Here is a 22580-nt window from a genome sequence, read left to right on the forward strand (position 1 = left end):
CTATTTAGGTTTTAGTTTCCTGCTTTTTCGTCTAATAATTTAGTAATTACTTTTTCTTCAATCATAGACATTTTAATTGCTGGTAAATAACCTGCATTTTGGTATTGTTTTAATACTTCTTGAGGGTTTTGACCAGTTTGCATTGCTTCATAATAAATTACTTGTGTAACTTCTTGATCAGTTACATCAATTTCTTCTGCTTTTGCTAATGCATCAACAATAAAAGTAGCTTTAACTGATTTTTCAGCATCTGCTTTTAACTCATCTCTAATTGCTTCAACTTTAGAAGCATCTTCTTGTAATTCTTTAATTTCATCTTCAGACATAGTTCTTACTTTGTTATTTAAAGAGTAGTTAACTTCTTGATCAACAACAGAAGAAGGTAATGCAAAATTGATTTTTTCAACTAATTTATCTAAGAATGCAGGTTTTAATTCATCTCTATAATAAATAGCTTTAGCTTCACCAGTGATTTGTTCAGCAATTTTTTCTTTTAAAGTTTCAATTGTTGCATCTTCTTCACCTGGTAACATTTTCTTAGCTAATTCGTCATTTAATTCAGGAGCAACTTTTTCTTGAATTTCATGTAAAGTTACTTTAAATGTAGCTTCTTTACCAGCTAAATCTTTTTGTTGGTAAGATTCTGGGAAAGTTACAACAACATCTTTTTGCTCTTCATATTTCATACCAATGATTTGCTCTTCAAATCCTGGGATAAATGCACCAGAACCAATTTCTAATGGGTACTTTTCAGCTTTTCCACCTTCAAATGCAACACCATCTACGAAACCTTCAAAGTCGATAACTGCGAAGTCACCTTCTCTAACCATTCTTTTTCTTTTGATTTTTTCTAATGGTGCAGATTGTTTAGCAATCTCTTCTAATCTTGCTTCAACTTCTTTAGCATCAGCTTCTTTTTTATCAACTGCTGGAACTAATGATTTATAATCACCTAATTCAACTGCTGGTTTGCAAGCAACTTTGATTTCTACATCAATAGAACCATCTTCTTTTTTATCATATTTACCAAAAGTTGGCTCACCAATTAAATCTGCATTTTCAATTTTTAACTCTGCTAAAGCATCAGTTAATACAGCTCTAACTGCTTCACCTTCTGCATCTTCTGTTAATTTATCTGCATATCTTTGTTTTACAACAGAAACTGGTACTTTACCTTTTCTAAAACCTTGAATATCCATAGTTTTAGCAGCTTGTTTAGCTACTTTATCTACGTTTTTTTCAATTGTTTCTTTAGAGATTGTTGAAGTGATAACTGCATTAGCTTCGTCAACTCTTTGTGCGTTAAATTCCATTAAATCTACTCCGATTATTTTAATTTTAGTCGTGATTTTATCTAAAAGTTACTTGGGATAATATAAAATATAAAAACTAAGATTTTATGAGGACTCACAATTGCAATTTCTTTATCCAAATGTACTATTTTTTATGTTAATTCCAATTATAATTTTAATGTTTCTAATAACAACAAATAAAGATAAATTTCAAAAGTTTTTTGACAAAGAAGCATTAGCAAAACTATCTATTAAAAATAAATATATGACAAAAACAACAAGAAATATTCTCTTTTTCATAACACTTATACTGATGACTATTGCCCTTGCACGACCTGTAATAAATGAAAAAGAACATAAAATAGACCAAGAAACAGTCTCTTTTGTAATAGCATTAGATGTTTCAAAATCTATGCTTGCAACTGATATTTATCCAAATAGATTAAGTCTTGGGAAAAAGAAGATTCTTGATATTATTGATTATGCAAAACAAAACTCTATTGCAGTAGTACTTTTTGCTAAATCTGCTTTTATACTTTCACCTATTACTAAAGATTACAACTCCTTAAAAATACTTGTAAATAGGCTTGATACTGGACTTAATTTTGACAATGGTTCAAATATTTTTTCAACTTTAGAAGTAAGTAAAAAGCTTTTAAAAAAAATAAAAGATAAAAATCTAATATTGATAACTGATGGAGCAAATAAATCAAACTATGAAAAAGAAATTGAATATGCAAAGGAAAACAATATTAGAATATATACTTTAGGATTAGCTACAAATAATCCAACTCCTATTAAATTACAAGATGGAAGTTTTCTTTCTAAAAAAGATGGTTCAATCGTAACAGTTAAACTAAATGAAGATATCAAGCAACTTTCATTGAATACAGATGCTGCATATATAAAATACTCAAATTCAAATGACGATATTAAACAACTTGTTGATGATATAAATATTACATCAAAAAAACAAAAGCAAGAATCTAGAAACTTTAAAACCTACACTGAACTTTTTTATTATCCTTTAGGATTAGCTCTTTTTATTTTATTAATAGCATTTTCATCTAGACCAAAGTTATCTGAAATATTTAAAAAAAATAAAAACTCTGTACTTTTAGCTTTAGTTCTAATCTTTTCAAATAATTCGTTAAAAGCTTTTGAATTTGATTTTGAAACAATAAATAAAGCAAATGAATATTATGAAAATAAAGAGTTTAAAGAAGCTTCTAAAGAGTTTAGAAAGGTAGCTAAAACACCTGAGTCTCACTACAATTTAGGAAACGCTTTATACAAACAAGGTGAATATAAAAAAGCTTTAATGCACTATAGAAATGTAGTCACTTCCAATCAAGACTTAGAGTACAAAAAACTTCATAATATGGGTAACTCATACGTAAAACTAAATGACCTACAAAATGCAAAAAGAGTTTATGAAAAAGCTTTAAAAATAAAAGATGATAAAGATACTAAAGAAAATCTAGAAGCAGTTTTAAAAGCCCTTGAAAATAAAGACAAAAAACAAGACCAACAAAATAAAAATGAGCAAAACAAGTCTCAAGATGAAAATAAAGATAAAAAACAAAAAAATAAAAATTCAAAAGATAAGCAAGATAAAGATAAAAAAAATAAAGACTCAAAAAATAGTCAAGAAAAAAGCGAAGATAAAAACAAACAAAAAAGTAAAAAAGATAAACAAGAAAATGCAGATAAACAAAATCAATTAAGTGATGCAGAAGAAAAGAAATGGCTTAAAAAGTTAGAACAATCTAAAGAAGTACCTGTTATGCTTAAAAAGTTTGATTCCAAGGAGCAAAGTGGAGATACTTCAACTCCTTGGTAAAGGGGTTTAATAGTTAGCTGTTTTTCTCATTTGCATTAATTCTCTTTGTACTGAGATATTAATATTTTCATCAGCATCAAAGTTTAAAGCATAGTTTCTTCCATCATAATCTACAGAATTTAAAATAATTTTCATAGCTTCAAGTCTTGCTTTATGTTTATCATCACTTCTAACAATATGCCATGGAGCAGCTCTTGAAGATGTACGTCTAAGCATCTCATATTTTTTCTCAGAAAACTCTGACCATAAATCTTGAGCTTGCATATCTACTTCTGAAAATTTCCATTGTCTTAGAGGATCATTGATTCTTCTATCAAATCTTCTTTTTTGTTCATCTTTAGAAACAGAGAAATAAAGTTTGATTAAAATCATTCCTTGTCTTACTAAATCTTGCTCAAAATTCACAACGTCTTCCATAAAAATTTCATACTCTTCTTTTGTACAAAATCCAAAAATTGGTTCAACCATAGCTCTGTTGTACCAAGATCTATCAAATAATACCATTTCTCCACCAGTTGGGAAGTGTTGAATATATCTTTGTAAAAACCATTGATTTCTTTGCGTTTCAGTTGGTTTACCTAAAGCAACAACTCTATAGTGTTTGTTATTCATATATCTAGTAATTCGTCTAATCGCCCCACCCTTACCTGAAGCATCTCTTCCTTCAAAAAGAATAATCATTCTTTTGTTTTCTGCTTCAAGATAATTTTGTAGTTTAATTAACTCAATTTGATATTTTTTTAACTCTTCTAAATCATAAATTTTTTGTACACCATCTTTTAAAGTCTCTGGGTCTAAATCTTTGAAATCACCTAAAATAGCTTTTAAGTTTTTATTCTCTTCTAATAATTGTTGGTATTTTTTATCAAAGTTTTTTTCTGTAATTGGTTTCTCTACAGTTGTTTCTTCTTTTTCAACTACTATTGAGTCTTTGAATTTTTGCATTAAAGTAAGTGCAGTTTTTTTTGTAAGATTATCTTTTTTTGTATAACCTAATACTTTTACATATCTTTTTTTATTATATTGAAACCTTGCAATATATTTTTTCCCAAAAGTTGGGTGTGCAGCCTTTGAAATATATAAACCACTATATTCAGTTTTATCAAAATCACTTAAATTCATTACAACTACGCCTTTGCAAATTTATTTTGTTTTTCCATATATTCTAACTCTTTTTTCCCTGGAACTAGAATATTACTATCAGTTTTAAACTCTTTATTTTCTATTTTATTTGGATAATTAACTTGTGATAAAATATGCTTAATACAGTTAATTCTAGCTCTTTTTTTATTATCACTTCTTATTATTGTCCATGGTGCAAAATCTGTATTTGAAGACATAAGCATTGAAAATTTAGCTACTGTATATTTATCCCAATATTTTTGAGACTCTTTATCAACAGGAGAAAGTTTATATTGTTTTAAAGGGTCAACTTCTCTTTTCTTAAATCTTCTTGCTTGCTCTTTTTTTGATACTGAAAAATAAAACTTAAGAAGAATAATTCCAGATTTTACAAGCATTTGCTCAAACTCTGGAACTTCTCTTAAAAACTCATGATGCTCTTCAGAAGTACAAAATCCCATAACTGGTTCAACACCAGCTCTGTTGTACCAAGACCTGTCAAAAAGTACAATTTCACCTGCACTAGGTAGATGTTTAGTATACCTTTGAAAATACCATTGTGTTTTTTCTACATCACTTGGTTTTTCTAAAGCAACTACTCTTGCACCCCTTGGATTTAAATGTTCTGTAATTCTTTTGATAGTACCACCTTTTCCAGCAGCATCTCTACCTTCAAAAATCATAAGAACTTTTAATCCTTTGTCTTTTACATGATTTTGAAATTTTAGTAACTCAATTTGAAGTTTTGTTAACTCTTTTTCGTACTCTAAAGTCTCTTTTTTTACCCAAATTTGAACTTTTTTACTTTTAGTTTTTAACTCTTCTTTTTTCTCTGGGTCACTAATTGATACTTGATTCTCATCTTTTTTTGTATCTATTTCTTCGTCTTTAGTCTTTTCATTTTCTATAGTTTTATCTTGCGCCATTATTTTTCCAATTTGTAATTATAATCTTGATTTGTATGCATTATACCCAAAATTATTTACAATTTGGTAACAGCCCTTCTTATTTTTTATTACTTGAGATGGTAACTTAATTCCATTAAAGGTCGTAGTCTTTACCATCGTATAGTGAATCATATCTTCTAAAATAATTTTATCGCCTACTTTTAGGGGCTTATCAAAGGAATAATCACCGATAATATCACCTGCTAAGCAAGTATTTCCTCCTAGACGATAAGTGTATTTTTTTTCATTGGCAAGACCTGAATTTCTAATATCTGCACGGTATGGCATAGCTAAAGTATCAGGCATATGAGCCTCAGCTGAAGTATCTAAAATGGCTATTTGCATTTGATTTTCTACAATATCTAATACAGTTGCCATAAGGTAACCTGTTTGCCAACCTACTGCTTCACCTGGCTCTAGAAAAACATCCAAATGAGGATATCTTTCTTTAAACTCTTTTAATAATTTTATTAAACCTTCAACATCATAATCAGCTCTTGTGATATGATGTCCTCCACCAAAGTTTACCCATTTCATCCCTACTAAATATTCACCAAAGTTTTCTTCAAAGTTTGCTAATGCCCCTTGAAGTGCATCTACATTTTGCTCACAAAGAGCATGAAAGTGTAAACCTTCAATTAAATCTAGTTTATCTGCTTGAAAATTTTTCTTTGTAATTCCAAGTCTTGAATATGTACCACAAGGATTATATAAATCAACTTCTACAGAGGAGTATTCAGGATTTACTCTAAGTCCAATAGAAGTTTTTCCATAAGCTTTTTTACCATATCTTTCAAGTTGAGAAAATGAGTTAAATACTAAGTGATTAGAAATATCTATAATCTCATCTATCTCTTCATCTTTAAAAGCAGGACTATAAGTATGAACTTCTTTTTGAAATTCCTCTTTTGCTAAAAGTGCTTCATGTAATCCACTTGCACAACAACCGTAAAGATACTTTCTACAAAGTTCAAAACTAGACTTTAATGCAAAACCTTTTAAAGCTAGTAAGATTTTTACATCTGCTTCATCTTGAACTTTTTTTAAAAGTTTTAAATTGTTTTCTAAAAGCTCTTCTTCACATATAAATGCTGGACTTGGTAACTCTTCTAGTGACTTAAAAGTTTGTTTTTCCATTTGATTGTTTCCTATGAAATAGTAAGTTTTGTTTTTTCTTGTTTCTGAAGATTAAGATATTTTATTCTAAAACAAGGCTTGAAAAGTATAAAGGGAGGAATTTACTCTTAGTAAATGACTCTCTTTATATCTTTTTGTAAACGAAGTTTTTGGAAAAAAGAATTAATCTAGCTCTAATATCTTCCAAGGAAGACCTTGAGTCATTAATTCATCCATAAATGGTTTTGCATCAAACTCTTCAATGTTGAACACACCTTTTGAATCCCAAATACCTTTGTATAACATTTTAGTTCCAATCATCGCTGGAACTCCTGTAGTATAACTTACAGCTTGTGCTCCTGTCTCTTTGTAACACTCTTGGTGGTCACAAACATTGTAGATATAAACTTTCTTTTTCTTTCCATCTTTAATACCTTCAATGATACAACCAATATTTGTTTTACCAACTGTTCTTGGTCCTAATGAAGCTGGGTCTGGTAATAATGTAGTTAAAAACTCTATTGGAGTAATTTCTACACCTTTGTGCATTACAGGTTCAATACCTAACATACCTACATTTTGTAAACAATTCATATGTTGGATATAAGAATCACCAAATGTCATAAAGAATCTAATTCTTTTTAAACCTTTGATATTTTTAGAAAGACTCTCTAACTCTTCATGATATAAAAGATAAGATGGTTTTACACCAACTTCTGGATAATCATGTTCAACTTTTATTTCTAATGGTTTTGTTTCAATCCATTTACCATCTTCCCAGTATCTACCATTTGCAGATACTTCTCTTAAGTTGATTTCTGGGTTAAAGTTTGTAGCAAAAGGATATCCATGGTCACCTGCATTACAATCCATGATATCAATATAGTGAATCTCATCAAATAAATTTTGTTGAGCATAAGCACAAAATACACCTGTAACACCTGGGTCAAATCCAGAACCTAAAAGTCCCATTATTCCAGCTTTTTTAAACTGTTCATCTCTTGCCCATTGCTCTTTGTACTCAAACTTAGCTTCATCTGGGTGCTCATAATTTGCAGTATCTACGTAATCAACACCTGCTTGTGTACAAGCATCCATAATTGTTAAATCTTGATAAGGTAAAGCTACATTTAAAACAACTTTTGGATTAACTTCTTTGATTAAATCCACTAATTGAGGAATATTATCAGCATCAACTTGTGCAGTTTGAATTTCAACTCCAAGTTTTTCTTTAATATCCATTGCAATTGAATCACACTTTTTAATTGTTCTTGACGCTAGTGTAATTTTTTCAAATGTATCAATATTCATAGCACACTTAACTGTGGCAACTCTACTTACTCCACCTGCACCAATGATTAAAATACCTTTTTTCATCTATTTCTGCTCCATATTTTTAAATTGAATGTTTATTTTTTTAATTGCGTTTATCATTGCATCACATATCTTATTTAATTCTTCATTAGTAATTGTATAAGCAACGATTGAATAAATCAGTTTTCCAAATGGTCTTATCCATACACCTTGATTTTGACACTCATCTTGTATATCTTGAGCGAAATGGGGACTATGAAGTTCTACAACACCAATTGCACCAATTGTTCTAATATCTTTTACGATTTCTACTTCTTCTAAAGTCTTTAGTTTTTGAGTAAATATTTTATTGATATTTGAAACTTTTTCTTGCCAGTTTGATTCTAAAAGTAAATCAATACTAGCATTTGCCACACTACAAGCTAAAGGATTTCCCATAAATGTTGGACCATGCATAAGTACACCTATTTCAGAGTTCGAAATAGTATCACTTATGTGTTTTGTTGTACACATTGCAGCAAGTGTCATCATGCCACCTGTTAGACATTTTCCAATAGTTATAATATCTGGTACCACATCTGCATGTTCACAAGCCCACATTTTACCTGTGTGACCAAAGCCTGTTGCTATCTCATCAGCAATGAAAATTATATCATATTTTGTACATAATTCACGCACTTTTTTTAGATAACTAGGATTGTGAATTCTCATACCACCTGCACCTTGAACCACTGGTTCTAGTACAATACCTGCTACTTCATGGTGATGTTTTTCTATTGTTTTTTTAATATTTTCAATACTTGTAAAGATATTGTTTGGTAAATAGTTTCCATATAGTGAGTGCATACTATTATTTGGGTCACACACTCCCATACAACCTAAGGTATCTCCATGGTAAGCATTTTCTAAAGATATAAACTTATCTACATTTTTACCTTTTGCTTTTTGGTATAAAATAGCTGTTTTTAATGCAACTTCAATACTAACACTTCCACTGTCTGCTAAAAATACACTAGGTAATCCAGTAAGTTTTGCTAACTTTTCACAAAGTAAAGCTGCTGGTTCGTGTGTAAGTCCACCAAACATCACATGGGGCATGATTTTTGCTTGGTTTTGTAAAGCCTCTACTAGCTTTGGATGGTTATATCCATGGATAGCGCTCCACCATGAACTCATGGCATCTATTAGTTCAGTATCATCTTCTAAGACAATAGTTTGTCCAAAAGTTTTCTTTACTGGCAATATTTTTGTTTTCGTTGGCAAGGAGTTATAAGGGTGCCAAGCATGCTTTTTGTCTAATTCTATATAATTCATAAGTAATATTATATAAAAAAAGTGCTATGATTCCACTTTATTTAATGGGGATGACTTGGTATCGATTAGAGCAGTGAGGATCAGTTGCATGTCGGCCTGAACATGCCGTTACGCGGTTCATTTTTTTTAGACGCAAACAATACTGATTACGCTCCAGCTTACGCAAAAGCTGCGTAAGTTTAACAACTTATAGGACTCGCCTTAGGGCTTGAGACCTCGGAGGCTCACACTACTGATTCTATCTAAGTAGATTTTAGTGGGTTCACCCAAGATAGATTATCATCTTAGAGTTGATTTGGCTAATTTGAGACACTTTTAAATCTTAGCTTCGCAATTGTTTTTGCGGGTTGAGCTATTGTGAAGTGAAATTTTTCAACCCTTCTAAGCATGTAGACGCTGGTAGTAGCTGTTTTAAGACTGGAGTTCGATTCTCCACATCTCCACCAATATTAATAATTATACTTTCTATTTTATTCTAAAAGGTTCGATATAATCGAACTTTAACATTCTAAATTATTCTATCTCATTCTTATAGTTTTTAATAATTTCTAAGATTTATTACGGTAATTGCTAAAGTTCAAAAATGGATACCGTATAAATGATAAAATAAGTATCAATTTCCTTTATTTAAAAAAGAATTTAAAAAATTTATAATATAATTTAATGAAATAGTGTTATAAGTATCTATTTTATGGTATATTTAATCTAATAAAAGATTTAAAAAATAATTTAAAAAAAGTATAGATAATCTATACTTTTTTATATAAAAAGGTTACGAATGTATACAACTCCAACTATACCACAAACTGAACATTATCCTTTAAAGCAAGAGATACTTAATAAAGCAGAGCGTATTATAATTGAAAGTGCTAAGTTAACAGGAAATTTAAATATACATATAATTAATGCAATAAAAGAAAATTTACGGACTATAAACTCTTATTACTCAAATAAAATTGAATCAGAAGGTACTCATCCTATTGATATTGAACGTGCAATGAAAAATGAATTTTCACAAGATGATAAAAAGAAAAGTATGCAACAATTGTCATTGGTACATATTGAAGTACAAAAATATTTAGAAACAACACTAGATATCTCATCTAAAGCATATTCATTAGAAAAAATACTAGAGATTCATAAAGAATTTTATAGTAAAGAAGAAATGAAATATGCACTAAATATTAAAAATGGTGAGTTAGAAGTAGAAATGATACCTGGGAAACTAAGAGAAGGTTATGTACGAGTTGGAGAACATATCCCACCTCAAAGTGATGAATTAATAGCTTGCTTCAATGAATTTGAGATGTTATATAATCAATCTAGGAACTCTACACACACAATGAAACTAATCTATGCTTTATGTTCTCATCATAGATTAACATATATACATCCATTTTATGATGGAAATGGAAGAGTATCTAGACTTTATTTAGATTACTTATTGTATCACTCTGATATCCAAGGTTATGGATTATGGAATATATCAAGAGGACTTGCTAGAAATCAAAAAGAGTATAGGAAGTTTCTGTCTTTAGCAGATGAAAAGTTTAGTGGATATAATGATGGAAGAGGACCATTAACATTAAAAGGACTTGAAAACTTTTTAGAATTTATGTTAGATATTGCATTAGATCAAGTATTATTTATGAGTGAATATTTAAAATTAGATTCTATGGCAACAAAGATAAAAGCTTATGTTGAGCTTTCACAAAAAAAACTAATTCATAATGTCAAGCCTCTACCAAAAAATTCAAATAAACTATTAGAATATTTATTGGTTCATGGAGAAGTAACTAGAGGTGATGCACAAGAAATCTTAGGTGTAAGTGCTCCTAAGGCTATAGCTATTGTAAAAGAGTTACTAGAAGAAGATTACTTACAAACAGATAGTCCTAGAGGAAAATTAAGATTTAAATTAAATAGTAAATTATCTAACTATCTTGTACCTGATTTATTTGAAAATTAAATAAATAGACCCATTCTTAAAATATACCTCATAATTGAATATTCATTATTATTCAAAAAATGATTCCTTTTAGTTTCACTATATAGTAAGTAATTATTTTATAAATTTATAATACAAAAGGAAATAAATGGCAATAAAAAATTTAATTTTAGTTGCAATTGCAGTATGTTTAATGATTACTGGATGTACAAGAAAATCAACAGTACAAAAAGAAACATTTAATAAAACATTCAAATATAAAAGGTTCTATAGCTCTTTTAACTGGTTAATTTGGAGATGAAGCTGGACAGCATATTTATTAAAGAGAAGAGTATATTACATTACAAACTGCATTAGGAAAAGTAGTTAAAGACTTAGGACATATATCTGTTAATTATATGATGGAACAAGTTTAATAACAACATAGGTAAGGATATATATGTCCTTACTTTATTTACAATTAACATTATATGTATAATCTATATAATCTCGATCTTTATCTTTATATGATAATTCAATAAAATGCTTAAAAAGTTCAAACTCATTACTGTCTAAAATTAAGTATTGAGGCTTATTATTCAAAAAATCTATATTCCATTTAAACAATTCTGGATATTTAGAATCAAACCACATTAAAAAAGTTAATGTTTCAGGAGTATGTTTATGACCTAATCTACTTAATAGAATAACTGAATCTATAATATGATAATGATTCATAATAGGATCAAAGTTTATTGTTTTATCATGATCTTTATCAGCATGTTTAAAAAAGTTTTTAAACGCATTAATAAAAGTAAATACTTCTTTTTTACTCATTCTTTTTGTATGATTATTTTCTAGCATAGTGTTTGAAATATCCTTTTCTTGCACTTTTACTAACGTTCTTAATATTTCATTAGTAGCACCAACAATAGTATGAATTGATATATCATCTTTTCTTTCAAAAAACATATATATTGATGTGTTTAATTGATTTATTGCAGCAGTAAGTTTATTTATTGTAGTTATATTTTCAAGTTTTACCATTACTTATCACCTTTTATTATTTATATAGAATGTTTTAAAATCTCATCATTAAACTCTTGAAAGTTTTCAATAAAATGTTCTTTTGTCCTTTCTGTTGTATGAAGTGATATTCTAGTATCTCCATTATTTAGATAAGGTCTATAATCGACATAATGATTTTGCCAAACTGTTTTAAAATCATTTAATTCAATAGTTCTAGTAAGTTTGAAAAAACTTTTAAATTCAATATGTTGAAATAAAATAGCCATTGTCTTTATAAATAAATAAGAAGTCGAATTTATAAGTTTTTGTGCAGTTTGAATGATTGGTAAATCATCAATAATATGATCTAAATATAACTTACCTTGAGTTGTAATATAAACACAAAACAAATCACTATTTAATGATAATATATTTCTATTGTGTGCAAATTCATTTCGCAAGTTTGTTTTACCACTAGCTAGATTAATCAATACTCCATCAAAAAAATGTTTACATTCTTCAAAAGCTTCTAAGATCTTAACCGATTCTAAAGATGAACTATCCCTTAATCTTTTTTCAAAATTACTAAAATATCCTTTTTCTTCATAAATAGGTAAAACCCTTTTTAGGACCTTTCCACATTCTTGATCCACTTTTTCATTATTACTACCATTATATAAAGCTTTAAATCTATTTGTTACATACTTTCTATCAGTTGAGTTTGTTCTTTCCATTATATACTTATCATTATACTCAATAAGTCCTACAGTTAGTTTATCCAATATTGCAGAACTTTCTAAAATTAAAGATTGAAAATCAAAATATATTTCTGATGGAGCAAATCTATATTCAACATTTCCACCATTTAAATTTCGATATTCATGATGAGGTCTTTTATTGCCAAATGTATAATCACTATATTCATATGTACTTATAACACTTATTCCAAATCTATGTGCAGCAAATAAAAAATATTGAAAGCTTCTAAGTAAATCTTGTAATATCATCATTCTTGATTCTGTAAGAATAGGTGCATTTGTTATATTAGTTCTGATCTTTTGTTCCAGTTCAAAATAAAAATTTAATACTGTTTGATTGTTATAAACCTCATTGATACGATCATTAAACATACTTTCCCCGGTATAGTAAATAATTGATTCTCCATCAGACATAATCAATACTTCTCATTCTTTCTTTTCACTATTTAAAAATAATGATTATAATGATAACTATATAATACTTAATAAGATAATATTGCATTTTAATGTATTATTATATAGAAATAAATAAGACAACAAGGCTATTTTTCATTAAAAAATAGTAGTTAGTTTTATTTTTTGGTAGATTAATTGATACTTTATAAATTTCAATAATCCCTTAAATAATAGGGTTTAGAAGCATTACTTAGGAGTCTGGAGAAAGTACCTTATCTTTTTTATCAAAATTTTTTAATGGGTATTATATAATAATTACTATTTTATAGTATTCTTCAATTCCCCAGATCCCACCAATATAAAATCTAAAATTAAAGACTTTACTTTAGTCTTCATATTACACTATCATTTAATTTTTATAATGTATACATTTATTCAAATATTATCTAATAAGATATTCTTTCTAACCCACCCAAATTTCTTAAAAACAATTTTAAATTCTGCAAGTTTTAAGCCAGACTTCTTAGCTATCATAATCAAAAATGTCTACAAAGGGTAAGTAATGTTCAATAATATTAATATAAAAACAAAAATCATAATGATTTCTGTTGTTGGTTTGTTAATAATGTCAACAATACTTGGTTTTATTTCTGTAAATGAAGCAAAAGATGCTTTAATGCAAAAAAGTCATGATAGCTTGACTTTTTCAAGAGATAATAAGCTTCAGCAGATTCAGAAATTTTTTAAAAGAGCTTCTAATGATATAAAAGTTTTATCAAAAAGTAAAAATGTCGATCAATTAGCATATGAGTTAAAAAGTCTTTATTATCAAATTAATATCAAAAAAGATGACAAATTCCCTATTGATGATTCTATGTTTATTGATACAATTTCTTCATCTGAAAGATTTTTCAAAAACTACATCAAAGGATATAATTATGAAGATATATATTTAATTGATGCAAAAAAAGGTCATGTATATTATAGCGTTACTAAAAAATCTGACTTTGGTGAAAACCTTAAAAGTGGTAAATTAAAAGATAGTGCTTTAGCCTTAGTTTGGAAGAATACTATTGAAAATAAAAGTATAACTTTTATTGATATGAAAACTTATGCTCCAAGTGACAACAAACCTACAATGTTTTTAGGAATTCCAATATATGAAGATGGTTACGAAGATGGAACAATGCTATCAGTTTTAGTTATTCAAATAAAGACTGAAGATATAAATAAAATCATGCAATCAAGACAAGGGTATGGTACTTCTCAAGAAGATTATTTAGTTGGAGCTGACTATCTTATGAGAAGTGATAGTTTTCTTAATCCAAAAACCCACAATGTAAAAGCATCTTTTTTAAATCCTAATTCTAATAATAAAAAAACTAAAGCTGTTAAAAATGCTTTTTCAGATTTATCAAAAACTGAGGTTATAGATAAAAAGCTCGTATCTTATACAACAGTAAAAATATCAAAAAATATAAAGTGGGCTATAATTTCTGAAATAGATGAATCTGAAGTTTTAGAAACCCCTACTTTATTAAAGAATAAAATTGCAATTATCTCTTTTGTACTATTATTATTTATTTCTTTTATTATTTATGTGTTTATCAACAAAGGAATTATTGCTCCATTAAATGCTTTTCAAAATGGATTATTACAGTTTTTTAAATATTTAAACAGAGAAAATTTGGAAATACAGCTATTAAATGAAAAAAGTAATGATGAAATAGGAAAGATGTCCAAAGTTGTTAATGAAAACATTAAAAATGTTAATCAAAAAATGAAAGAAGATAGAGAAGTAATAGAAGAAACAATTACAGTACTAAAAGAGTTTGAAAGAGGAGACTTAAATCAAAGAGTAACCTTAACAACACAAAACCCAGAGTTAAAAGAACTAACAAAGCTTTTAAACAATATGGCTAAAAACTTAAGTTTTAATATTGATAATATATTAGATGTATTAGATGAATACACAAACTACAATTATTTAGACAAAGTTGACACAAAAGGGATAAAAGAGCATTTATTAAGACTTGCAAATGGAATAAACTCTGTAAGAGATTCTATTACAGAAACTTTAATTGAAAATGAACAAAATGGAACTACTTTAGACAAAAGTAGCAATATATTAATTGAAAATGTATCAATTTTAAATACTAACGCCAATCAGTCAGCTGTAGCATTAGAAGAAACAGCTGCTGCAATAAATGAGATAAGAAGTAATATTTCAAATAGTACAGAAAATATTATTCAAATGTCACTAAATGCAAAAGAATTAACTTCTTCAGTAAAAGAAGGTGAAAAATTAGCTAGTAAAACTACAGTAGCAATGAGTGAGATAAATGAACAAGTTAGTGAAATTACTAATGCAATAGGAATTATTGATCAAATTGCATTTCAAACAAATATCTTATCATTAAATGCTGCAGTAGAAGCAGCAACAGCAGGTGAAGCAGGAAAAGGTTTTGCAGTGGTTGCACAAGAAGTAAGAAATCTTGCAAGTAGAAGTGCAACAGCTGCCAATGAAATAAAAATAATAGTAGAAAATGCAACACAAAAAGCAAATGAAGGAAAACAAATTGCTTCAAAAATGATAGATGGTTATAGTGGATTAAATGAAAATATTGAAAGAACATTGTCTCTTATTTCAAGTGTTGAAACTGCAAGCAAAGAACAAAATCTTGGTATTGAGCAAATTGACAATGCAATAAATTCTTTAGATGAACAAACCCAACAAAATGCTGCTATTTCAAATAAAACAAATGAAATTGCTATTGAAACAGATAGTATTGCAAAAAAGATTGTTTCAACAGTTGCTAAAAAAAAGTTTCATGATAAAAATGATTTAAAAGAAGAGCTTGAAATTAAAAATTAAATAATAACTATATAAAGTCATTTCACTATATCTTCACAAAATTTTGATAAAATAAAAAAAATAAAAAAGAAAGATATATTATGAATAAAAAAATATTTTTAAATTCACTTGCAATATTAGCAATACTTAATTTCACAGCTTGCTCTTCTAAAAAAGAGGCTTACACTCCTAAAAAATTAGAAGTTGAATGTACTATTCAAGGAGAAAAAGCTCCTGCTTGGGTTTGTGGTTCATATGAAGAAGAAAATAGATTTGTAGCAGTTGGTTCAGCACCGTATTCAAAGCTAGGTCATAATTTTACTAGAAATGAAGCCGTTTTAAATGCAAAAACAAATCTTGTAAATAAAATAAAAGCTACTTTACAAACAAACGCAGATTCATATATGAGATCAGCAGGACTAAAAGAGCAAGAAGAAGTTGAAAAAGTTGTAACTACAGTTACTAAACAAACTTCAAATATGACACTTTCGGATTCTAAACAAATAAGTTATTGGCAAAGTTCAAAAGATAATTCTATTTTTGTATTAGTAGCAGTTGATAAAGAAAGCGTAAATAGTTATGTTGCAAATAGTTTTAAAAAAGCAATTGACAATGAGATTCAAATAAGAAACTCAGAAGATGCTTTAAATAATATTCAATAAAAATGAAAAATATATTTATACTTATTTTTATCAGTATTTTTTTTATAGGTTGTGCACAAAAAGTAAATGTGAAAATGATTGAACCTGCAAATATTCAAAGAGCAGCGGATGTAAAAAAAATTGCAGTACTTAGATTCAAAAATGATTCAATTGGATTTGCAAGTAAACTTGAAACTCAATTATCTAAAAAAAATGTTTTAGGTTCACAATATTTTACAGTTATGAATAGAGAAGAAATTGATAAAATTATTGATGAACAAAAATTACAATATTCTGGATTAGTAGATGAAAAAACTGCTGTAAAAGTTGGTAAATTAATTGGAGTAGAAGGTATTATTTCAGGAACAGTTGCTGATTCAAGTATGAATAGAAACTATTACAGAACCTTAAGAAGTAAATGTATTGATAAAGAGTGTAAAAGAAGTAGAACGTATTATGTTTCTTGTACAAGAACAAACTACAACTTAAGTGTAAATATAAAACTTACAGATGTACAGTTTGGAGATATTATTTATGCTGATTCAATTTCTCAAGATAGAACTTACTCAAACTGCGTTGATAGATTTAATAATATTCCTACAAAAGGATATATTATGGATAAGTTATCAGATACAATTGTTCAAAGATTTATCTCAAAGATTTCTCCAAACAAAAGATATGTAAGTATTGAATTACTAGACAGTCCAGAAATAGATTATACTGATGAACAAGAAAAATTACTTGAATATTCCCTGCAATACATTAAAAATGGAAGATTAGATAAAGCAGAAGAACTCTTAAGTAACTTACTTACAAGTACAAAAGACAAATGTTTTGTTGCTGCTTATAATTTAGGTGTAGTAAAAGAAGCTCAAGGAGAATACTCCTTAGCCAAACAATTATATGAGCAAGCAGATGATTTAGTTCTTGAACCAAATGAAGCTATAGACAAAGCTATTTTAAGAATAAAAGAACAAATCACAAACAATAAAATAGTTAAAGAGCAAGTGCAAAATTAGATGAAAAAAAACTTTTTATTTATTATATTTGCATCATTTCTTTTTATTGCTTGTTCTTCTAAAGAAAAAATAGAGTTAAAAACAAATAATAAACTTCCTTCTTGGTATGTTAAACCTTCTGCAAATAATTCATTGTACCTTTATGCAGTAGCAGAAGGTGAGAATTTAGATGAAGCTATAAAATCAGCACTAATATCTATCTCATCTAAACTCTCTTTATCAATAAAAAGTAACTCTACACTTGAAAAAAAATCTATCTTCAAATATAGAGAATATATTTCAAAAGAGTATATTGAAAATATTAATAGTTCAACACAAGAATTAATTTTTCAAGATTATAAGGTTAAGAATATTTATAATGACTACAAAAATGTCTTTGTAGAAGTAGAAATAAAAAAATCAAACTTAATTGAAACACTAAAAACACAGATAAAACAACTTATAAGTAACTACTACATAAAAAAGAGTTCTTTAGAAAACAAAGACCCCTACTCAAAATATCTTAACTACAAAAAAACAAACAAAAACTTAACAAAATATATAAATAAAGTTCAAATTTTAAAAACTCTTGACTCTTCATATAAAGAGGAATCCTTTTATAAAATATTGAAAGAATCAAAAATAAAACAAGAAGAATTTAAAAATAAAACAAGCTTTTATATTGTAAATGAAGGCTCTTACCCACTAATTTCATCAAAAATAAAATCTTTTCTAACAAAAGAAGGCTTTATATTTAAAAAGAATGGAAACTACAAAATAAAAATTGATTCATTTTTGCAAACGAAAGATGCAAGAGGAATTTTTATTACTGAAAATAGTATTACTATAGATTTTATATATAAAAATAGAACTATAAAATCTTACAGTTCTATTATAAAAGGTATTTCAAGTAATAGCATTAAAGATTCAGTAGATAAATCTTTTCAAAATTTTGATTACAATTTTAAATAATTATTTCTTTTTTATTAGATTTTTATCATTTTTTCTACTTCTTAAATGCTAAACTAACCTAAATATAAACTGTTTAAGAGTATTTTAAAGTGAAAAAACATATATTACATTTAGTGTGTAGGAGTAAAATTGATTATGAAAATTAAAAAGTTAATTGATTCATTAAATTTAATATATTACGAATATGACCCAAAAACAAATATTATCAAACCTGACCATAAATACTGCAACCAACACACCCAAAGAGAATTCACAAAAATCACATTCTATTTATCAAAAAAACACATTCAATTTGATGTTTTACCTGATAAAGCTATTATTGTAAATGGAAAAAACTCAATTATGTCAAGAATAAAAAGAGCCTACAATTCAATTTCAGAAGATATTAAAAATAGTAGAAAAAATATCTTTGTACTTAGCAATAAAAAAGTAAAATGGGCTAAAAATATTCCATTATTTGAAATTAAATTTATTAAAAAAGATATAGATTTAGAAAAATACGATGCCTTAGTTTTTACTTCTAAAAATGCAATTGAGTCTATAAACTCTTTTAACAAATCATGGAAAAAGATTCCTGCTTATGTTATCTCACCACAAAGTGCAAAACTTGTAAGAAGCCTAAATGGTAGATTAGAATTTATTGGAAAAGAAAAACATGGAGATAAGTTTGCCGAAGAGATTGCCCAAGATTTAAAGGATAAAAAAGTTTTATACTTAAGAGGAGAAAAAACCATTTCAAATTTAGTTGATATTTTAAGAGAAAAAGGTATTAACTGTGATGAAGAATCAATTTATGAAAATAATTTTAAAAAAATTGATAAAAAAATAAATATCCCAAAAGGTTCTAAGATAATTTTTTCTTCTCCTTCAACTATTGAATACTTTTTCAAAAACTTTGAATGGGATAGTAGTTTTTATGCTATTTCTATTGGACAAACTACTGCAAAACATTTTCCAAAAGACATAAAACCACTTATTGCAGATGATACTTCAATAGAAGCTTGTGTGCAAAAAGCTATTGAAGTTGAATAATTCTATTCTTCAAGGTCACCTTTATATTCTACTAGCCACAATTTTAATTGGTGGTTCTTTTATAGCTGTGGAAAATCTTGCAGGTCTTATTGACCCATTTTCACTTATCTTACTTAGATTCATAGTATCTGCTATCATATTAGCTCCTTTTGTTTTAACAAGTAAAAAAAATAGAGCTATGATAATACCAAGTTTAGGAAAAGGTGCCATACTAAGCTTCTTTTATGCAGGTTTCTTTGTTTTACAACTTGTTGCCTTAGAAACAACAACAGCTTTAAATACAGGTGCTTTATATACACTTATGCCTTTATTAACAGCACTTCTTAGTATTTTTTTCTTTAAAGACAAAATTAGTTTAAGGCAATATGCTATTTTCTTTTTAGCTGCTATAAGTACTTGTGGAGTTATTTTTAAAGGTAGTTTAGATTTACTTCTTTCTTTTTCTTTAAACAATGGTGACCTTGTATTTTTTTCAAGTATGTTTTTAATGGCTTTTTATTCAATTTTCTTAAAGATTCTTCAAAAAGATGAAAAACCTATTGTTATGGTGTTTTCTATTTTACTTGGTGGTTCTTTTTGGATGGCTATTATTTTGTTAGTATTTGATATACCTTTAAACTGGCACTTAGTAAAAGGAGAATTTGCTATAAACATAGCTTATTTAATAGTTATGACAACACTATTTACTCTATATTTATATCAAAAAGCAACTGTAGTTTTAAATCCTAAAATTATCATGTCATATACTTATATAAATCCTGCTGTGGTTGCTATTTTAGTCTCTATTTTAAAAGATGTTAATTTTGGGTTCAAGGTTTGGTTTTTTATTATAATCTCTTGCTTAGTAACGGTATTATTACAATACATTCTTCATAAAGAGAAGAAAATCTAAGCTTGTTGCTTAAACTTTTTAACTAACTTTTGTTTTCCAAGTTCTACCCCTGGTTGATTGTATGCATTTATCATAAGCATTTGACCAACACTTGAAGTTAGAAGTTCATAGTAAGCAATAAGTATTCCTATGTTTTTGGCTGTAATTCTATCTAAGACTATCATATCAGCTGGAATATTATTTTCTAAAATTGTCTCATAAGTGGCATTGCACTCTTCATTTAATAGTTCATTAAAAGAGTGCTTGTTTACATAGTCTGTTTCTTCTAAATATTTTAATTTTATATCTGGAATTTTAGCTCTTTTTTTAAAGTCCTCTACTTTTATAACTGTTACTGTTTTATCTTTTGGACCTTGTAAAATAAGTTGTAAAAAAGAGTGTTGATCAACAGATCCTACAAGATGTACAGGTGTTAGCCCTACACTTTTTCCTAACATATCATGTTTTCCTAAAGATTCACCCCAAAGTTGAACATACCATTGATTAAAATAAGTAAATAAAGAGGAATAAGAAAACAAGACATTAATAGGATATTTTTTTGCAAGTTTTGAATAAAAGTAGGCTTTTTTAAGTATTTTTTTCTCTTTAAACTCAAAAAAAGAGTCAATCAAACCTTTTGCTCCATCTAAAAGTTCTTTTACATCAATTCCTAATAAAGCTAAAGGTACAATTGCTACAGCAGAGAGTACAGAAAATCTTCCTCCTACATTTTTAGGAATATTAAACTGTTTTATTTCATAGTTAGTTGCAAGTTTAGATAAAGAGGAGTTTTTATCTGTAATAAAAGCAAATCTATTTGCATCTTTTTTTAGTGATAAATCAAACTTGTACTTCTCAATAATATACTTGAAAATAGAAGTTGTCTCAATAGTAGTTCCAGATTTTGAGATAATTAAAAATAGACTAGTTTCTTTTTTAATTTCTCGCAGAGTTTCACCAATAATTATTGGGTCAACATTTTCTAGAAAATGTAATTTTATTTTACTCTTAGTTTTAAATTTCAAAAGCTCATAGACTGCTTTAGTACCTAAACTAGAGCCACCAATTCCTACTACAACAATATTTTTAATAGAATCCTTTTTTAAATAAGGATTCTCTTCTTGATAAGTTTTGACTTCTTTTATGGTTCTTAAACCATTTGTTGGAAGTTCATAGTACCCTACTTTTTTAGACTCTTTTTCTTTTTTTAAGGCTTCAAAACTATTTTTTAAAGTCTGCTTGCCTGTTTTAGAAATTTTCGGATAAAAATTTTGTTCAAAACTTACCATCTTTTTACCTTTATTTATATTTTTGTAAATAAAGGTTTTGAGAGTTAAACTATTTTTTCTTTTTCTCTAAATCATAAAAATAGTTAGTAGCCTCAACAAAACCATCTACACTACCACAATCAAATCTTTTTCCTTTGAATTTGTATGCCATTACCATGCCATTTTTAGCTTGTGTACAAAGTGCATCAGTAATTTGTAATTCACCATTTTTCCCAGGCTTTGTATTTTTAATAATATCAAAGATATCTGGAGTTAAAACATATCTTCCAATAACAGCTAGATTTGAAGGAGCTTTATCATTATCTGGTTTTTCAACCATATTTGAAACCATAAATACACCATCTTCTATCTCATTTCCTTCGATAACTCCATACTTATGAACCTCATCTTGAGGAACTTCCATACAAGCTACAATACAACACTTATATTTTTCATATAGTTTTACCATTTGAGCTAATATTCCATCACCATCTGGATTTACACATAGGTCATCTGCTAAGATTACTGCAAAAGGATCTTGTTCACTTAAAAGTGCTTTCCCTTTATAGATTGCATCACCTAAACCTTTCATCTCATTTTGTCTTGTGTATGTAAAAGTACACTTATCAATAATATGTCTGATATCAGCAAGCATCTTCTCTTTTGATGAACCTTGAATTTGATGTTCTAACTCATAAGAAATATCAAAGTGATCTGTAATAGCTCTTTTTCCACGTCCAGTAATAATAGCCATAACATCACATCCAGCATCCATAGCCTCTTCTACACCATATTGAATTAAGGGTTTAGTCAAAATTGGTAACATCTCTTTTGGCATTGCTTTTGTTGCTGGTAAAAACCTAGTTCCATATCCTGCTGCTGGAAATAAACACTTCTTTATCACTTC

General features: G+C 27.6%; 19 protein-coding genes and 1 other RNA gene. 10 read left to right on the plus strand and 10 right to left on the minus strand.

From position 1 onward, the window contains the following. Positions 1 to 11: 11 nt before the first annotated feature. Positions 12 to 1313, minus strand: a complete 1302-nt coding sequence (gene tig, locus CRV01_RS07705; RefSeq protein ID WP_129007633.1) for a trigger factor — start codon at positions 1311 to 1313, stop codon at positions 12 to 14. A 100-nt stretch (positions 1314 to 1413) separates the two neighbouring features. Between tig and CRV01_RS07710 the strand changes: the two genes are divergently transcribed. Continuing rightward, positions 1414 to 3135, plus strand: a complete 1722-nt coding sequence (locus tag CRV01_RS07710) for a VWA domain-containing protein (RefSeq protein WP_129007634.1) — start codon at positions 1414 to 1416, stop codon at positions 3133 to 3135. A 6-nt stretch (positions 3136 to 3141) separates the two neighbouring features. On the opposite strand, the gene ppk2 (CRV01_RS07715) is transcribed toward CRV01_RS07710, so the two are convergent. From ppk2 (CRV01_RS07715) to bioA, 5 genes are all read right to left on the minus strand, one after another. Further along, positions 3142 to 4257, minus strand: coding sequence for a polyphosphate kinase 2 (ppk2, locus tag CRV01_RS07715; RefSeq protein ID WP_129007635.1), 1116 nt, complete (start codon positions 4255 to 4257; stop codon positions 3142 to 3144). A gap of 5 nt (positions 4258 to 4262) precedes the next feature. Further along, positions 4263 to 5183 carry a polyphosphate kinase 2 gene (gene ppk2, locus CRV01_RS07720; RefSeq protein WP_129007636.1) on the minus strand — a complete coding sequence of 307 codons (921 nt, stop codon included), beginning with the start codon at positions 5181 to 5183 and terminating at the stop codon, positions 4263 to 4265. An 18-nt stretch (positions 5184 to 5201) separates the two neighbouring features. After that, entirely contained in the window at positions 5202 to 6341 is a 1140-nt protein-coding gene (gene nspC / locus CRV01_RS07725; RefSeq protein ID WP_129007637.1) for a carboxynorspermidine decarboxylase, read from the minus strand. Positions 6342 to 6503: 162 nt separating this feature from the next. Continuing rightward, positions 6504 to 7697 (minus strand): saccharopine dehydrogenase family protein, encoded by a 1194-nt coding sequence (locus CRV01_RS07730; protein ID WP_129007638.1) that lies wholly within the window; start codon positions 7695 to 7697, stop codon positions 6504 to 6506. Beyond that, entirely contained in the window at positions 7698 to 8948 is a 1251-nt protein-coding gene (gene bioA, locus CRV01_RS07735; protein ID WP_129007639.1) for an adenosylmethionine--8-amino-7-oxononanoate transaminase, read from the minus strand. Positions 8949 to 8994: 46 nt separating this feature from the next. On the opposite strand from bioA, the gene ssrA reads away from it, so the two are divergent. The 3 genes from ssrA to CRV01_RS13730 all read left to right on the plus strand — a co-directional run bounded on the left by ssrA (position 8995) and on the right by CRV01_RS13730 (position 11197). After that, positions 8995 to 9394: a transfer-messenger RNA gene (gene ssrA, locus CRV01_RS07740) on the plus strand. A 332-nt stretch (positions 9395 to 9726) separates the two neighbouring features. Next, a complete protein-coding gene (locus tag CRV01_RS07745) occupies positions 9727 to 10917 on the plus strand; it encodes a Fic family protein (protein WP_129007640.1) in 1191 nt (396 codons plus the stop codon). Between the two features lie 127 nt (positions 10918 to 11044). Then, positions 11045 to 11197 (plus strand): hypothetical protein, encoded by a 153-nt coding sequence (locus CRV01_RS13730; RefSeq protein WP_164970029.1) that lies wholly within the window; start codon positions 11045 to 11047, stop codon positions 11195 to 11197. 149 nt (positions 11198 to 11346) lie between these two features. On the opposite strand, the gene CRV01_RS07750 is transcribed toward CRV01_RS13730, so the two are convergent. After that, on the minus strand, positions 11347 to 11922 hold the full coding sequence (locus CRV01_RS07750; RefSeq protein WP_129007641.1) for a hypothetical protein: 576 nt from the start codon (positions 11920 to 11922) through the stop codon (positions 11347 to 11349). A gap of 20 nt (positions 11923 to 11942) precedes the next feature. Next, the gene (locus CRV01_RS07755) at positions 11943 to 13055 is read right to left on the minus strand and encodes a hypothetical protein (protein WP_129007642.1); all 1113 of its coding nucleotides are present in this window, start codon (positions 13053 to 13055) and stop codon (positions 11943 to 11945) included. Between the two features lie 544 nt (positions 13056 to 13599). On the opposite strand from CRV01_RS07755, the gene CRV01_RS07760 reads away from it, so the two are divergent. From CRV01_RS07760 to CRV01_RS07785, 6 genes are all read left to right on the plus strand, one after another. Beyond that, entirely contained in the window at positions 13600 to 15912 is a 2313-nt protein-coding gene (locus CRV01_RS07760) for a methyl-accepting chemotaxis protein (RefSeq protein ID WP_258238354.1), read from the plus strand. An 80-nt stretch (positions 15913 to 15992) separates the two neighbouring features. Next, on the plus strand, positions 15993 to 16553 hold the full coding sequence (locus CRV01_RS07765) for an LPP20 family lipoprotein (RefSeq protein WP_129007643.1): 561 nt from the start codon (positions 15993 to 15995) through the stop codon (positions 16551 to 16553). 74 nt (positions 16554 to 16627) lie between these two features. Beyond that, complete coding sequence (locus CRV01_RS07770) at positions 16628 to 17551, plus strand: CsgG/HfaB family protein (protein WP_164970030.1); 924 nt, start codon at positions 16628 to 16630, stop codon at positions 17549 to 17551. Next, entirely contained in the window at positions 17552 to 18502 is a 951-nt protein-coding gene (locus tag CRV01_RS07775) for an LPP20 family lipoprotein (RefSeq protein WP_129007645.1), read from the plus strand. It abuts the gene before it with no gap. 135 nt (positions 18503 to 18637) lie between these two features. Further along, positions 18638 to 19534 carry a uroporphyrinogen-III synthase gene (locus CRV01_RS07780; protein WP_258238355.1) on the plus strand — a complete coding sequence of 299 codons (897 nt, stop codon included), beginning with the start codon at positions 18638 to 18640 and terminating at the stop codon, positions 19532 to 19534. Further along, complete coding sequence (locus tag CRV01_RS07785) at positions 19527 to 20426, plus strand: DMT family transporter (RefSeq protein ID WP_164970031.1); 900 nt, start codon at positions 19527 to 19529, stop codon at positions 20424 to 20426. Before CRV01_RS07780 ends, CRV01_RS07785 begins: the two co-directional genes overlap by 8 nt. Here CRV01_RS07785 and CRV01_RS07790 read toward each other — a convergent pair. Together CRV01_RS07790 and galU are read right to left on the minus strand one after the other, a co-directional pair. Beyond that, positions 20423 to 21694: a glucose-6-phosphate isomerase gene (locus CRV01_RS07790; RefSeq protein ID WP_129007647.1), complete on the minus strand. Its 1272-nt coding sequence runs from the start codon at positions 21692 to 21694 to the stop codon at positions 20423 to 20425. The genes CRV01_RS07785 and CRV01_RS07790 overlap by 4 nt on opposite strands. Positions 21695 to 21743: 49 nt before the next feature. Further along, positions 21744 to 22577 (minus strand): UTP--glucose-1-phosphate uridylyltransferase GalU, encoded by an 834-nt coding sequence (gene galU, locus CRV01_RS07795; RefSeq protein ID WP_129007648.1) that lies wholly within the window; start codon positions 22575 to 22577, stop codon positions 21744 to 21746. Positions 22578 to 22580: the final 3 nt, after the last annotated feature.

Source organism: Arcobacter sp. CECT 8983 (genome assembly GCF_004118855.1).
Taxonomy (GTDB): domain Bacteria; phylum Campylobacterota; class Campylobacteria; order Campylobacterales; family Arcobacteraceae; genus Halarcobacter.